General features: G+C 57.0%; 14 protein-coding genes. 9 read left to right on the top strand and 5 right to left on the bottom strand.

All coding sequences use genetic code 11. The features are described from left to right. Window positions 1–5: 5 nt before the first annotated feature. A complete protein-coding gene (gene prlC, locus ACWKX3_RS15080) occupies window positions 6–2,048 on the bottom strand; it encodes an oligopeptidase A (RefSeq protein ID WP_454542043.1) in 2,043 nt (680 codons plus the stop codon). Between the two features lie 87 nt (window positions 2,049–2,135). Then, a complete protein-coding gene (locus ACWKX3_RS15075) occupies window positions 2,136–2,258 on the bottom strand; it encodes a hypothetical protein (RefSeq protein ID WP_006177994.1) in 123 nt (40 codons plus the stop codon). On the opposite strand from ACWKX3_RS15075, the gene ACWKX3_RS15070 reads away from it, so the two are divergent. From ACWKX3_RS15070 to ACWKX3_RS15055, 4 genes are all read left to right on the top strand, one after another. Further along, window positions 2,257–3,099 carry a 23S rRNA (adenine(2030)-N(6))-methyltransferase RlmJ gene (locus ACWKX3_RS15070; protein WP_006177995.1) on the top strand — a complete coding sequence of 281 codons (843 nt, stop codon included), beginning with the start codon at window positions 2,257–2,259 and terminating at the stop codon, window positions 3,097–3,099. The two genes, ACWKX3_RS15075 and ACWKX3_RS15070, sit on opposite strands and share 2 nt — an antisense overlap. 71 nt (window positions 3,100–3,170) lie before the next feature. Further along, window positions 3,171–4,523, top strand: coding sequence for a glutathione-disulfide reductase (gene gorA, locus ACWKX3_RS15065; protein ID WP_006177997.1), 1,353 nt, complete (start codon window positions 3,171–3,173; stop codon window positions 4,521–4,523). A 172-nt stretch (window positions 4,524–4,695) separates the two neighbouring features. Continuing rightward, window positions 4,696–4,983: a hypothetical protein gene (locus ACWKX3_RS15060; protein ID WP_006178000.1), complete on the top strand. Its 288-nt coding sequence runs from the start codon at window positions 4,696–4,698 to the stop codon at window positions 4,981–4,983. A gap of 292 nt (window positions 4,984–5,275) precedes the next feature. Next, on the top strand, window positions 5,276–6,925 hold the full coding sequence (locus ACWKX3_RS15055; protein ID WP_042322257.1) for an alpha,alpha-trehalase: 1,650 nt from the start codon (window positions 5,276–5,278) through the stop codon (window positions 6,923–6,925). Window positions 6,926–6,982: 57 nt separating this feature from the next. Here ACWKX3_RS15055 and ACWKX3_RS15050 read toward each other — a convergent pair whose 3' ends face one another. Next, window positions 6,983–8,572: an STY4199 family HEPN domain-containing protein gene (locus ACWKX3_RS15050; RefSeq protein WP_454542042.1), complete on the bottom strand. Its 1,590-nt coding sequence runs from the start codon at window positions 8,570–8,572 to the stop codon at window positions 6,983–6,985. Between the two features lie 150 nt (window positions 8,573–8,722). Between ACWKX3_RS15050 and ACWKX3_RS15045 the strand changes: the two genes are divergently transcribed. Then, window positions 8,723–9,262 carry a GNAT family N-acetyltransferase gene (locus tag ACWKX3_RS15045; RefSeq protein WP_454542041.1) on the top strand — a complete coding sequence of 180 codons (540 nt, stop codon included), beginning with the start codon at window positions 8,723–8,725 and terminating at the stop codon, window positions 9,260–9,262. A gap of 71 nt (window positions 9,263–9,333) precedes the next feature. After that, window positions 9,334–9,672: a lysozyme gene (locus tag ACWKX3_RS15040; RefSeq protein ID WP_058609745.1), complete on the top strand. Its 339-nt coding sequence runs from the start codon at window positions 9,334–9,336 to the stop codon at window positions 9,670–9,672. Here ACWKX3_RS15040 and ACWKX3_RS15035 read toward each other — a convergent pair. Further along, window positions 9,651–10,250, bottom strand: coding sequence for a response regulator transcription factor (locus ACWKX3_RS15035; RefSeq protein WP_454542040.1), 600 nt, complete (start codon window positions 10,248–10,250; stop codon window positions 9,651–9,653). The genes ACWKX3_RS15040 and ACWKX3_RS15035 overlap by 22 nt on opposite strands. Window positions 10,251–10,413: 163 nt before the next feature. Next, window positions 10,414–11,172 (bottom strand): SDR family NAD(P)-dependent oxidoreductase, encoded by a 759-nt coding sequence (locus tag ACWKX3_RS15030; RefSeq protein WP_454542039.1) that lies wholly within the window; start codon window positions 11,170–11,172, stop codon window positions 10,414–10,416. Between the two features lie 119 nt (window positions 11,173–11,291). Between ACWKX3_RS15030 and ACWKX3_RS15025 the strand changes: the two genes are divergently transcribed. The 3 genes from ACWKX3_RS15025 (at window position 11,292) to ACWKX3_RS15015 (ending at window position 14,852) form a co-directional block, all read left to right on the top strand. Then, on the top strand, window positions 11,292–12,191 hold the full coding sequence (locus ACWKX3_RS15025) for a LysR family transcriptional regulator (RefSeq protein ID WP_006178014.1): 900 nt from the start codon (window positions 11,292–11,294) through the stop codon (window positions 12,189–12,191). Window positions 12,192–12,242: 51 nt separating this feature from the next. After that, window positions 12,243–13,268, top strand: a complete 1,026-nt coding sequence (gene yhjD, locus ACWKX3_RS15020; RefSeq protein ID WP_042322260.1) for an inner membrane protein YhjD — start codon at window positions 12,243–12,245, stop codon at window positions 13,266–13,268. 261 nt (window positions 13,269–13,529) lie between these two features. Beyond that, window positions 13,530–14,852 (top strand): MFS transporter, encoded by a 1,323-nt coding sequence (locus ACWKX3_RS15015; protein ID WP_454542038.1) that lies wholly within the window; start codon window positions 13,530–13,532, stop codon window positions 14,850–14,852. Window positions 14,853–14,890 lie beyond the last annotated feature (38 nt).

Here is a 14,890-nt window from a genome sequence, read left to right as displayed (position 1 = left end):
AACAATCAGCCTTTGATCCCGTAATGCTCCAGCATGGCATCCAGCTTCGGCTCACGGCCACGGAAGCGTTTGAACAGCGCCATCGGCTCTTCAGACCCGCCGCGCGTCAGGATGTTATCGAGGAACGACTGACCGGTTTCGCGGTTGAAAATGCCTTCCTCTTCGAAGCGAGAGTATGCGTCTGCAGCCAGCACGTCGGCCCACAGGTAACTGTAGTAACCCGCCGCGTAGCCGCCCGCAAAGATGTGGCTGAACGCGTGCGGGAAGCGGCCCCAGGTTGGCCCCGGAATAACGGCGACCTGTTTCTTAATCTCGGCCAGCGTTTCAAGGATTTTCGCCCCTTGCTCCGGGCTGAACTCGGCGTGCAGGCGGAAGTCGAACAGGCCGAACTCCAGCTGGCGCAGAATAAACATTGCCGCCTGGTAGTTTTTCGCCGCCAGCATTTTATCCAGCAGTTCTTTTGGCAGCGGTTCGCCGGTCTCATAGTGGCCGGAGATAAACGCCAGCGCGTCCGGCTCCCAGCACCAGTTTTCCATAAACTGGCTCGGCAGCTCGACCGCATCCCACGGTACACCGCTGATACCGGCAACGCCCGCGGTTTCGATGCGGGTCAGCATGTGGTGCAGACCGTGACCGAACTCGTGGAACAGGGTGATCACTTCGTCGTGGGTAAACAGCGCAGGTTTGCCGCTCACCGGACGGTTGAAGTTACAGGTCAGGTAGGCAACCGGCTTTTGCAGAGTACCGTCCGCTTTACGCATCTGGCCCACGCAGTCATCCATCCACGCCCCGCCGCGCTTGTTCTCACGCGCGTAAAGGTCCAGGTAGAAACTGCCGCGCAGTTCGTTTTTCTCGTCATACAGCTCGAAGAAACGCACGTCCGGATGCCAGACGTCGATATCTTTACGCTCTTTGGCGGTGATGCCGTAGATGCGTTGCACCACTTCGAACAGGCCGTTTACGGCTTTGTTTTCCGGGAAGTACGGGCGCAGCTGCTCGTCGCTGATGCTGTAAAGGTGCTGTTTCTGTTTTTCGCTGTAGTAAGCGATGTCCCACGGCAGCAGTTCGTCTACGCCAAACTCGGCCTTCGCGAAGGCGCGCAGCTGGGCCAGCTCTTTCTCACCCTGTGGACGGGCGCGTTTCGCGAGATCCGTCAGGAAGTCGAGCACCTGCTGCGGGTTCTCCGCCATTTTGGTCGCGAGAGACTTGTCGGCATAGTTTTCAAAGCCCAGCAGCTGCGCCAGTTCGTGACGCAGGGCGAGGATCTCGGCCATGACCGGGCTGTTGTCCCATTTGCCCGCGTTTGGCCCCTGGTCGGACGCGCGGGTGCTGTAGGCGCGGTACATCTCTTCACGCAACGCCTGGTTGTCGCAGTAGGTCATCACCGGCAGATAGCTCGGGATATCCAGCGTCAGCAGGAAACCGTCCTGCTCTTTGGCTTCGGCCTGTGCTTTCGCCGCCGCCAGCGCGCTTTCCGGCATCCCGGCAAGCTCGGCTTCGTCGGTAATCAGCTTTGTCCAGCCCATGGTGGCATCGAGCACGTTGTTGCTGTACTGGTTGCCCAGCTCGGACAGACGCGCGGCGATTTCGCCGTAGCGCTTCTGCTTCTCTTTTGGCAGGCCAATCCCGGATAGCTCGAAATCACGCAGCGCGTTATCAACCGATTTTTTCTGCGCGGTATTGAGCGATGCGTAATGATCGCCGTCGCGCAGGTCGCGGTACGCTTTGTACAGTCCTTCGTGCTGACCAACCCAGGTGCTGTACTCCGAGAGCAGCGGCAGGGTTTGTTCATAGGCTTCGCGCAGTTCCGGGCTGTTTTTCACCGAGTTCAGGTGGCTGACCGGGGAGAAAATACGTCCCAGCACGTCGTCCACTTCGGCCAGCGGCTGACACAGATTTTCCCAGGTGTACGGCGCGCCCTGCGCTACCACGCTCTCTACCGCCGCGCGGCAGTTTTCCAGCGATTGGGTAACGGCTGGAACCACATGCTCGGGCAGAATTTTAGAAAACGGTGGCAACGAAAAAGGCGTCAGTAATGGATTGGTCATAAACGCTGTCCTGTTGAAATGAGTGAATGAAGCGCGCATCCGGCGCTGTGCATATTGTTTGTGTAATGGGGATAAGTGTAGAGGATTTCAATGCCAGCCGTAGCGGAAAAGCGCCCGGTGACGCTGCGCTTCGCGGGCCTGCGGGTAATCTGTTCCGATCTGCTGTAAACTGTGGCAAATCGTCATTTTCAGCGGAATATCACTATCCATGCTCAGTTATCGCCACAGCTTTCACGCAGGCAACCACGCCGACGTTCTTAAACATACCGTTCAGAGCCTGATCATCGAGTCGCTCAAAGAGAAAGATAAGCCGTTTCTCTATCTGGACACCCACGCCGGCGCGGGCCGTTATCAGCTAAGCGGCGAACACGCCGAGCGTACCGGTGAATATCTGGAAGGCATTGCCCGCGTCTGGCAGCAGGACGATCTGCCCGCCGAGCTGGAGCCATACATCGGCGTGGTGAATCACTTCAACCGCAGCGGCCAGCTGCGTTACTACCCGGGTTCACCGCTGATTGCCCGCCAGCTGCTGCGCGAGCAGGACAGCATTCAACTGACCGAACTGCACCCGAGCGACTTCCCGCTGCTGCGCGCTGAATTTCAGAAAGATAACCGCGCCCGCGTCGATAAAGCCGATGGCTACCAGCAGCTGAAAGCCAAATTGCCACCGGTTTCGCGCCGTGGCCTGGTGCTGATCGACCCGCCGTACGAAATCAAAACCGACTATCAGGCGGTAGTGACCGGCATTCACGAAGGCTATAAACGCTTTGCGACCGGCACCTACGCCCTGTGGTACCCGGTGGTGCTGCGCGCGCAAATCAAGCGCATGATTAAAGATCTGGAAGCTACCGGCATCCGCAAAATCCTGCAGATTGAACTGGCGGTGCGCCCGGACAGCGACCAGCGCGGCATGACCGCCTCCGGCATGATTGTAATTAACCCGCCGTGGAAGCTCGAAGCGCAAATGAACAACGTGCTGCCCTGGCTGCACAAAACGCTGGTGCCCGCGGGTACAGGCCACGCCACCGTCAGCTGGATCGTGCCTGAGTAATCGCAGTCATTGGTGGAACCAATTGATTTCAGGTATACAATCGCGGCAATTCACGATTAAGGATAAAAGCTATGACTAAGCATTATGACTACATCGCAATCGGCGGCGGCAGCGGCGGCATCGCCTCGATCAACCGTGCGGCCATGTACGGCCAGAAGTGTGCGCTGATTGAAGCCAAAGCGCTGGGCGGCACCTGCGTGAACGTGGGCTGTGTACCGAAAAAAGTGATGTGGCATGCGGCGCAAATCCGTGAAGCTATCCATATGTATGGCCCGGACTACGGCTTCGATACCACCCTCAATAGCTTTGACTGGGACAAGCTGATCGCCAGCCGTACCGCTTACATCGACCGGATCCATACCTCGTACGATAACGTGCTGGGCAAGAACAACGTTGACGTGATCCGCGGTTTCGCCCGTTTCGTCGATGCGAAAACGATCGAAGTGAACGGCGAGACGATCACCGCCGATCATATCCTGATCGCCACCGGCGGCCGTCCGAGCCACCCGGACATTCCGGGCGCGGAATACGGCATTGATTCTGACGGCTTCTTCGAGCTGCCTGCCCTGCCAAAACGCGTTGCGGTGGTCGGCGCGGGGTATATCGCGGTTGAGCTGGCGGGCGTGATCAACGGCCTGGGTGCTGAAGCGCATCTGTTCGTCCGTAAACACGCACCGCTGCGCAGCTTTGACCCGCTGATCGTCGAAACGCTGGTGGAAGTGATGAACGCCGAAGGTCCAGCGCTGCACACCCATGCCGTACCGAAAGCCGTGGTGAAAAATGACGACGGCAGCCTGACCCTGACGCTGGAAGACGGCCGCAGTCAGACCGTGGACTGCCTGATCTGGGCGATTGGTCGCGAACCGGCGAACGATACCTTTAACCTGGCGGTTACCGGCGTGAAAACCGATGAAAAAGGTTACATCGTCGTCGATAAATTCCAGAACACCAGCGTACCGGGCATTTATGCGGTAGGCGACAACACCGGTGCGGTTGAACTGACGCCGGTTGCCGTGGCAGCAGGCCGCCGTCTCTCCGAGCGTCTGTTTAACAACAAGCCGGACGAGCATCTGGACTACAGCAACATCCCGACCGTGGTCTTCAGCCACCCGCCAATTGGCACCGTGGGCTTAACCGAACCGCAGGCGCGCGAGCAGTACGGCGATGACCAGGTGAAAGTGTATAAATCGTCCTTTACGGCGATGTACACCGCCGTTACCTCTCACCGTCAACCGTGCCGCATGAAGCTGGTCTGCGTTGGCGCGGACGAGAAGATTGTCGGTATTCACGGCATTGGCTTTGGTATGGACGAGATCCTGCAGGGCTTTGCGGTGGCGCTGAAAATGGGCGCAACGAAGAAAGATTTCGACAACACCGTGGCAATCCACCCGACGGCAGCGGAAGAGTTTGTCACCATGCGATGATCGGACTTTACCGCGACAAAAACCGGCCCGCGGGCCGGTTTTTTTATGCCTGGGGCGAGTAAACCCAGCGGGTGTACAAACGGTAACAAATTTAACCGCGGCGCGCGGTGGAATTAACTAATCTTAGAAGGCGCTACGCGCTTGCCTGTTATTACGGATAAAGATTAGAGATATGAAAATGCACGTTAAGATCACCGCCAAACTGATGGCCAAAATGCACCTCGTCCTCGCCCTGGTATGGGCGATACTGACTATTCCGACACTGCTGTGGTGGAAAAACAGTATTCTGTGGGTCTCATTAATGAGTATTTATGCCATCGTTATTTCCCATCTGGCCGCGTATAGCGCCGCCCATGCGGAAAAAGCCGCCAGCAAGGCGATGGAAAAAAGTGAAGGTGCCAACCAGAAAGCACACCAAGCCGCTACCAGCCTTTCAGGCGATGCGCGACAGGCGCATTAAGCCCTGTATGAAAGCGTAAAAAACGCTGAGAATAGCGCTGGCGACAAGGGCATTTACCGTGAAGGCGGAATACTGAATGCTCTGAATTTTATTCCTGCCCTGTTCCCGAAAATTCACCATTAACGATTTACTAATCAATGAGATATTGAATTTTCAGCGTATTGACAACCGTTATGAAAGCGTGATCAACCGCACACTTCGCACCGCATTAACCGAAGCGAATGTCTACGCTTAAAAGATGACCGGGAAAAACCCGTATTTGTTACGACAAAAACCGGAGGTCCTGAACACCATGTTCAACCAGAAACTACAGATTGTTGAGGATATCGAGTTCGACATTGCAGAAGAGCTGCGCTACGAAACCGATCCCTGTGAGTTAAAACTGGATGAGATGATCGAGGCAGAGCCGGAACCGGAAATGATTGAAGGGCTGCCGGCGTCCGATGCCCTGACGCCCGCAGACCGCTACCTTGAACTGTTTGAACACGTCCAGTCGTCGCGACTGTTTGCGGACAGCAAAACCTTCCCTGACTGTGCGCCCAAAATGGATCCGCTGGATATTCTGATCCGCTACCGTAAGGTGCGTCGCCATCGTGATTTTGACCTGGCGCGGTTCGTGGAAAATCATTTCTGGATGCCGGAGGACTACAGCAAAGAGTATATTTCGGACCCCGGCCTGTCCCTGAAAGAGCACATTGATAACCTGTGGCCGGTGCTAACGCGCGAGCCGCAGGATCACATTCCCTGGTCATCTCTGCTGGCGCTGCCCCAGGCCTATATCGTGCCCGGCGGACGCTTCAGCGAGACCTACTACTGGGACTCCTATTTCTCCATGCTGGGTCTGGCGGAGAGTGGCCGTAACGACCTGCTGAAATGCATGGCGGATAACTTCGCCTGGCTGATTGAACGTTACGGGCATATTCCCAACGGCAACCGTACCTACTATCTCAGCCGCTCTCAGCCGCCGGTGTTTGCACTGATGGTGGAGCTGTTCGAAGAGGACGGCGTGCGCGGTGCAAAGCGTTATCTTGATCACCTGAAAATGGAATATGCCTTCTGGATGGACGGCGCGGAGTCGCTGCTGCTCAACCAGGCATATCGCAGCGCGGTGCGTATGCCGGACGGCTCGTTGCTGAACCGCTACTGGGACGACCGTGACACGCCGCGTGACGAATCCTGGATTGAGGATGTGGAAACGGCCCGACATTCTGGCCGCCCGCCAAATGAAGTCTATCGTGACCTGCGCGCGGGCGCGGCCTCCGGCTGGGACTACTCCTCTCGCTGGCTGCGGGATCCGGGTCGGCTTGCCAGCATCCGGACCACCCAGTTTATCCCGATCGATTTGAACGCCTTCCTGTTCAAACTGGAAAGCGCGATCGCCAATATTTCGGCATCGAAAGGGGATAAAGAGACCGCCGAACAGTTCCGCCAGAAGGCCAGCGACCGCCGTGCCGCGGTGAACCGCTATCTGTGGGATGAAGAAAACGGCTGTTATCGCGATTACGACTGGCGACGCGAGGAGATGGCGCTGTTCTCTGCGGCAAGCATTGTGCCGCTTTACGTCGGGATGGCCACGCACGAGCAGGCCGAGCGGCTGTCGGACACGGTGAAAGCGCGCCTGCTGACTCCGGGCGGCATTATGGCAACCGAGTATGAGACCGGCGAGCAGTGGGATAAGCCGAATGGCTGGGCACCGCTGCAGTGGATGGCGATCCAGGGCTTCAAACAATACGGCAATGATTCGCTGGGCGATGAGATTGCGTGGAGCTGGCTGCAGACGGTCAACGTCTTCTATAAAACGCATCACAAGATGATTGAGAAGTACCACATCGCCAGCAGCACCCCGCGCGAAGGTGGCGGGGGGGAATATCCTCTGCAGGACGGATTCGGCTGGACCAACGGCGTGGTGCGCCGATTGATTGGGTTGTACGGAGAGCCGTGAGTGGGGTGCGGTCTGATGCCCTCACCCCGGCCCTCTCCCACTGGGAGAGGGAGGAAATCAACGAATCACATCATAAATGGCGGTCTGAATAGACTGCCATTTTTTCGTTGTCGCATCCGGTTGTGCCAGCGCCCGGCGCTTCGCCATGTCCGCGTCGTGCTGCTGGCGCTTCACCACCGCCGGGACGGTGCAGAACGCTTTTAAAAATTGCTTACGCATTGATGTCAGCGGTTCACCGTTCGACATAGCGTGGCTAAGGGTATTGATAAAGCGGCGGCACGGCTTCTGCTCGACCATCTGCTGGTGATAGCGCAGCAACAGCTCCAGCACGTCATCATAATCCGCTGACAGCGCCTGCTCTGTCCACGACACCTTCCAGTCCATCCCGCCCTGCAGGAACAGCAGCGCAACGCGGGTATCGTTACGGTTGATGGCGGAACGGAAGTTACTCTCGTCCCAGGTGACGCCCATCCGCGTCAGCGTCTCGCGCGAGGACGGGGTTTCGCGCATTTCCTGCGGCGGGGACGGCTCGGCGGCGCGTGCCGTGGCCTGCTGAGGTTTGCTGCTGGTGACCAGCCAAAATCCTCCGACGACAATGGCAATCACCATCACCCCCACGGCGCCCCACAGCGCGCCCGAGATAAGCTGCTCGCGCTGTTCAGGCGAACGCGGCGCGCGCTGGGTCGGTTTTTCAATGGTATCGCGCACTTCAAAGAGATCGCCGCCGGTGATACGGTCCATCTTCTGCGCATTTTCCCAGAAGGCATGCAGCCCGGCGGCATCTACCGACATCAGCCCTGCCGGGTTGATACGGGTTCGCCCCTCTTCAAACGCGCGCTGTACGGGGCGGGTAATCTGGGAATAGTAGTTATCCAGCAGCTGAATTTGCGCCGGGCTCAGCGCCTGCTGCACCGTAATGTTATTGCGGATTTGCCGAATATCTTCGAGGAAGGTTTGCAGGGTTTTACGCGGCTCGACCAGCAAGGTCAGCATCATCGGGTCGTTAAACAATGACGCGTAATAGCGGCTAAATTCGCGTTTATCTACCAGCATTTGCGCCAGTTCGCTGAACATCATGCCGCTCAGGACGTCGTTAATTTCCCCCATTTTCAGCCAGCGGCGCACGCGGTCGGCGTTGAACAGAGTTTTAAGATGGTTGTTCAGCCGGGCCGGATCGGGCCACGCCTGCTGGATCAGCCCTTTAATCATCAGCTCAATCGCCCGAACCTGCTTGTGCGCCTGCTGCTGTTGCTGCTCGCTACCGGGCATCAGGTCGGTACTGTAGGTCAGCAGCGGCTGTTGCAGGCGCAGGTGCTCCAGCGTGGTGACGAAGCGCATCGCGGCAATCAGCTGATTTTCGCTGACGTCCTGACCGCTTTCGTACTGCGGAACGCGCTGCTGCAGAAGGCGCAGCTGGAGCGTAAATTCCGACATTTCAGCGTCGTTCAGGTTGAGCTGCTTCGCCACGCCCGTCCATCCCCCCTGGGCCAGGCGGGCGCTGTCCAGCTGCTCAAGAAACCAGCGCGGATCTTTACCTTCAGAGACATGCACATTCAGGAGAAGTAATATTTCCACCGACGCCTGACGAATAACCGCCAGGCAGTGTTCAAACTGCTCACGAATATGATGTGATGTGCTGAGTGTCATTATTTTCCTTGAGAGGCAACGAATACACCAAAGTGGACCACGCGCAGGTCGTTTTTCTTTTTATTTATACGACGTTATAAACATACCTGACTTTTTGTTGAAATAAAGTGACAACTCTATAATCCTGATAAATGTCTCCGGAGAAGCCCCATGGTTGGTTTTACCACATCACGCCTCACCTGCTCGCCGCTGCAGGAACAGGACTGGCCCTTTTTTCTGGCCCTGCAGCAGCACCCGGACGTGATGCGTTTTATCGCAGAAGCGCGCCCGGAGGCGGAGATCCGCGTCGCATTTGATTCCCGACTTACTCCGTGGGAACCCGGCAGCCCGCACTGGCTCTGTCTGGTGGTGCGTGATACCGCCACCCAGACGCCGCTGGGGGTGACGGGGTACATTCATCGTGAAGATGATTGTGCCGAAGTGGGCTTTCTGTTCGCCCCGTCAGCGCAGGGGAAAGGTTACGGATATGAGTCGCTGGTGGCGCTGCTGGATTTCGCCTTCGATGAGGGAAAAATTCGTCGGCTGACGGCGACCGTGACGGCGGGCAACCTGGCCTCGCGGGGGCTGCTTGAAAAGGCGGGTTTCCGGCTGGAAGGTGAGCTGCGCGAGAGCTATCAGCTGGCCGGACGCTGGCATAACGACTGGCTGTTCGGTCTGCTGAAAAAGGACGTTCTCGCCAGCCATCGGTGATCCACAGCCATTTGGCGGATATGTCCTGTACATCGTTTCCTCTACAGTAGCGTCAGAAAGAGGAAACGTATATGAATGGTTACTCGCTTCAAATATCGCTTGCTGCCGTAGAGTTAATTAAAAAACAGCAGGGACTTTCCCTTGAGAAGTATCGGGATGCACAGGGTGTGTGGGTCATTGGATATGGTCACGTTATTCGCGCGTGGGAACGTTTTGACATCATCATCACGCCCGACGATGCAGACATGCTGCTGGAGAACGACCTTCGCATATGCGAGGCGCTGCTAAGGGAAAATATCACCCGGCCTTTGACCCAGCGGCAGCACGATACGCTGGTGGCATGGATATTTAGCCTGGGTGATACCCCCCTTTCAGAAACGGCGCTGCATCAGGCCGTCATGCGGGTGTAGATCATCGCTGCCTGGGTACGGTTTTTGACGTCCAGCCGACGAAAAACCGTCTCAAGATGGGCTTTTACCGTCGCGGCGCTAATGTTCAGCGAGCGTCCAATTTCTTTATTCGACTCCCCGGCGGCCAGCAGCTTGAGCACGTCGTGCTGGCGGTCGCTCAGAGCAGACAGCTCCTGCAGCGGCTGTGGCTGAAGCCACTCTCCCGGCATGCATGCCATCCCGGCACAGACCGAATCCAGCGCGGCGCTGAAGATTTCCGGGCGGGCGTTGCGGGGAACGATCGCCATGACGTTGCGCTTCATCAACTGCTCGACCCACCGCGGATCTTTCCTGGATAACACCATAACGACCCGCGCCCCCGGAAAGCGGTACACGATCTCCTCAAGCAGGGCCATGCCGTCATCCTGAATGATGTTGCCATCAATCATGACAATCGCGGAAGGTGATGCAGACAAAAGTGTCCAAAATTCATCAGCCTGACGGGTACCTGTGATATTTAATTCCGGAATTAACTGCTGCAGACTGTTCATCGCTCCATGAATAAATATTGACTGCCTGTCAAACATGATTACTCGCATTGTTTTCCTCCCTCTGAGAAACGCGAGGGGGGATTCTAGCGGGGAGGAATTTAAGATAAAACTCAATGAACGGCCAGGTTACAAATCACCGGCCGTTCGTAAAATCTGCCGCGAATTCGACACATCTGTCTTAAGGATTTTCTTAAGTCCGTTGGATTTTCGCTTACAGGAACATCCCGCCCGACACTTCGATCCGTTGCGCGTTCATCCAGCCCAGCCTGTCGCTGAGCAGCGCCACGATGGCATTGCCAATGTCGTCAGGCAGGCCCACGCGCCCCAGCGCCGTTTGCGCGGCCAACTGCTGATTAAGCCCGGCGTTGTCGCGCACGCGTCCGCCGCCAAAATCGGTTTCAATCGCGCCGGGGGCGATGATATTGACGGCGATACCGCGCGCGCCCAACTCTTTCGCCTGATAGCGGGTTAATACCTCCATCGCCCCCTTCATGGCCGCATAGGTGCCGGAACCGGGCTGGGTGAAACGGGCCAGCCCGCTCGACACGTTCAGGATCCGCCCGCCGTCGTTCATCATTGGCAGCAGACGTTGGGTGAGGAAGAACGGGCCTTTAAAATGGATGTTCAGCGCCTCGTCAAACTGCGCTTCCGTCGTCTCGGTATAGGGAGCGTACAGGCCCGTCCCCGCGTTGTTTACTAAATAATCAAACCTGTCGCGCTGCCACACGGAGTGGAGGGTCTCCTGCATGCGTTGAGCGAAGCCCTCAAAACTGGCAATATCGCCGACGTTAAGCTGCAATGCTGCCGCTTTACCGCCGTTGGCTTCAATTTCATGCACGACGTCCAGCGCTTCCTGCTGGCTGCTGTTCCACGTCAGGATAATGCCCACGCCCTCGGCGGCCAGCTTTAACACCGCGTTTTTACCCAGTCCACGGCTCCCGCCGGTCACTAATGCAATACGTTCGTTCATAAGAAACCTCGTTTCGGTTGTTATGGAGATTGAGTAAGAGCTTATTAGGTGATAGAAAATCAATAAAGAGAGCTAAAAACGCTTCACTGTTTCATTTTGAATAACAATGAGCCGCGCCTATGGATAAAATTCACGCAATGCAGCTTTTCCTCCGCGTCGCTGAACTGGAGAGTTTTTCCCGTGCGGCAGAGACGCTTAGCCTGCCGAAGGGGAGCGTTTCCCGGCAAATTCAGGCGCTGGAAAACCAGCTGGGCACCCAGCTGTTGCACCGCACCACGCGGCGCGTGAGCCTGACGCAGGACGGCATGGTCTATTACGAGCGGGCAAAAGATCTGCTCACCAATCTCGACGAACTGGACGGCATGTTCCAGCACGACCCCTCAAGCATCAGCGGGCGCCTGCGCGTGGATATGCCGGTCGGCGTTGCTCGAAATTTAGTCATCCCGAAACTGCCGGCTTTCTTGCAGCAATATCCCGGTATTGAACTGGAGCTGAGCAGCAGCGACCGCCTGGTGGATGTGATTCGGGAAGGATTCGACTGCGTGGTTCGCGTGGGTGCGCTAAAGGACTCCGGGCTTATCGCCCGCCCGCTCGGCAAACTGTCGGTGATTAACTGCGCCAGCCCGGACTATCTGACGCGTTTCGGCTATCCTGAGACGCTGGACGACCTGGCCTCGCATGCGGTCATCCACTACTCTGCGACGCTGGGCACGCGGCCGCAGGGGTTTGAGTTCTACAACGGCAGCACCACGCAGTGGGTTAAAACGGGCGGAGTACTGACGGTTAACAGCACGGAGACGTACCAGGCCGCCTGCATTGCCGGGCTGGGTATTATTCAGGTGCCTCGCGTCGGGGTGCGTGATGCGCTCCGCGCCAGGAAGCTCACGGAGATCCTTCCCCAGTATCGCGCTGAGCCGATGCCCGTTTCACTGATTTATCCCCACCGCCGCAACCTCTCCCGCCGGGTGCATCTGTTCATGGAATGGCTCACTGAACTCACAAAAGCTTACGTGGACTAGCCGCAAGCTATAATTCAATAACATCCAGCCAAACGAAAAAGGAAAATGCGCGTGACGCCGGAAAATAACCCGCAACGACCCACTCAAGAATTAGATTACGATCCCATCAAAAAGATGGACACCCAACCGGAGGAGGAGAAAACGCCGGACAAACCCAACTCGGCGCTCGCGGCGGTGACCAGCACAGCGGAAAAAATTCAGCGCCGTCCGATGATTGCGCATCTCATTCGCGCCGCCGAACGCTTCAACGACCGTATGGGGAACCAGTTTGGCGCGGCTATAACCTACTTCTCCTTCCTGTCGATGATCCCGATCCTGATGGTCTCTTTTGCCGCCGCCGGTTTTGTACTGGCATCGCATCCGACGCTTTTGCAGGACATCTTCAATAAAATTTTGACCAACGTCAGCGACCAGACGCTCGCCACCACGCTCAAAAGCACCATAAATACTGCCGTGCAGCAGCGTACCACCGTCGGGATCGTCGGCCTGCTGATTGCGCTCTACTCGGGCGTGAACTGGATGGGCAACCTGCGCGAAGCCATCCGCGCGCAGTCGCGCGATGTGTGGGAGCGCACGCCGCAGGATCAGGAGAAAATCTGGGTAAAATATTTCCGCGATTTTATCTCGCTGATAGGCCTGCTGGTGGCGCTGGTGGTGACCCTTTCCATCACCTCCGTCGCAGGGTCGGCGCAGCAGATGATTATCTCCGCACTCTACCTGGATTACATCGACTGGCTGAAGCCCGCCTGGCGCGGCATCGGGCTTGCGATCTCCATCTTTGCTAACTACCTGCTGTTCTTCTGGATCTTCTGGCGATTGCCGCGCCACCGCCCGCGCAAGAAGGCGCTGATCCGCGGGACGTTCATTGCGGCAGTAGGTTTTGAGGTGATTAAAATCGTGATGACCTACACCCTGCCTTCGCTGGTCAAATCGCCGTCCGGCGCGGCGTTTGGTTCGGTGCTGGGGCTGATGGCGTTCTTCTACTTCTTTGCCCGTCTGACGCTGTTCTGCGCCGCATGGATTGCCACCGCAGAGTACAAAGATGACCCGCGTATGCCGGGCAAAACGCACCGCTAAACAGCGTATCGGGCTGAAATGTCAGCCCGATTCATCATTTCAGCATATAAATCCAGTCCGTAACTTTTATTTAACCAAAAACCAGTTTTATCCGCTGATATTTAAAAACTGTGAAGCATTTCATAGAAGGGATTTTGCTGGTCTGAATATTATCCGCTTTTTGTTGATTTTATCGCCAGCGCGCGGGTTTGTTACATATTGAAATGTCGCTTTTGCTATGCCTAATATGGCCGTTCGTTCGTCCAAAAATAAGAAAATATTATGCAAGCAACAGCCACCACACTCGACTCCGAAGCGGAACAGGTTCCGTTAAACTCGCGCAATAAAGTCGTCGTCGCCTCGCTGATTGGCACCGCCATTGAGTTCTTCGACTTTTACATTTACGCCACCGCGGCGGTTATTGTCTTCCCGCATATCTTCTTCCCGCAGGGCGACCCGACGGCAGCCACGCTCCAGTCTCTGGCAACCTTCGCCATCGCCTTCGTGGCGCGTCCGATAGGCTCGGCGCTGTTTGGACACTTTGGCGACCGCGTGGGTCGCAAGGTCACGCTGGTGGCTTCGCTGCTGACGATGGGCATCTCCACCGTGGCGATTGGCCTGCTGCCGACCTATGAAACCATCGGCATTCTGGCACCGGTCCTGCTGGCACTGGCGCGTTTTGGTCAGGGGTTGGGCCTCGGCGGTGAATGGGGTGGCGCAGCGCTGCTGGCGACCGAAAACGCCCCGGCGCACAAGCGCGCGCTGTATGGCTCCTTCCCGCAACTGGGCGCGCCGATTGGCTTCTTCTTTGCCAACGGCACCTTCCTGCTGCTCTCGTGGCTGCTGACGGACGAACAGTTCATGAGCTGGGGCTGGCGTATTCCGTTTATCTTCTCGGCGGTGCTGGTGCTGATTGGCCTGTACGTGCGGGTCTCCCTGCACGAGACGCCGATCTTCGCCAAAGTGGCCGCGGCTAAAAAACAGGTGAAAGTGCCGCTGGGTACGCTGCTGACCAAACACGTCCGCGTAACCGTGCTCGGCACTTTTATCATGCTGGCGACCTATACGCTGTTCTACATCATGACCGTCTACTCCATGACCTACAGCACCGCCGCTGCGCCAGTTGGCCTGGGGCTGCCGCGTAACGAAGTGCTGTGGATGTTGATGATGGCGGTCATTGGTTTTGGCGTGATGGTGCCGGTTGCGGGCCTGCTGGCCGACAAGTTTGGCCGTCGCGCGAGCATGATTGTGATCACCTCGCTGATTATTCTGTTTGCCCTGTTTGTCTTCCCGCCGCTGCTGAGTTCAGGCAGCCCTGCGCTGGTGATGGCCTATCTGCTGATTGGCCTGAGCCTGATGGGGCTGACCTTTGGCCCAATGGGCGCGCTGCTGCCGGAGCTGTTTCCGACCGAAGTGCGTTACACCGGTGCCTCGTTCTCCTATAACGTCTCGTCGATTCTGGGGGCATCCGTTGCGCCGTATATCGCGACCTGGCTGCAGGCGAATTATGGTCTGTTCTATGTCGGGGTCTATCTGGCGGCCATGGCGGCGCTGACGCTGATAGCGCTGCTGCTGACGCATGAGACAAAGCATCAGTCGTTATAAACGTAAAAAGGCAACGCAAGTTGCCTTTTTTAGTGTTT

Source organism: Enterobacter sp. UPMP2052, assembly GCF_053709675.1.
Note: the sequence above shows the minus strand (reverse complement) of the source record. Positions and strands in the feature narration are given on the sequence as shown.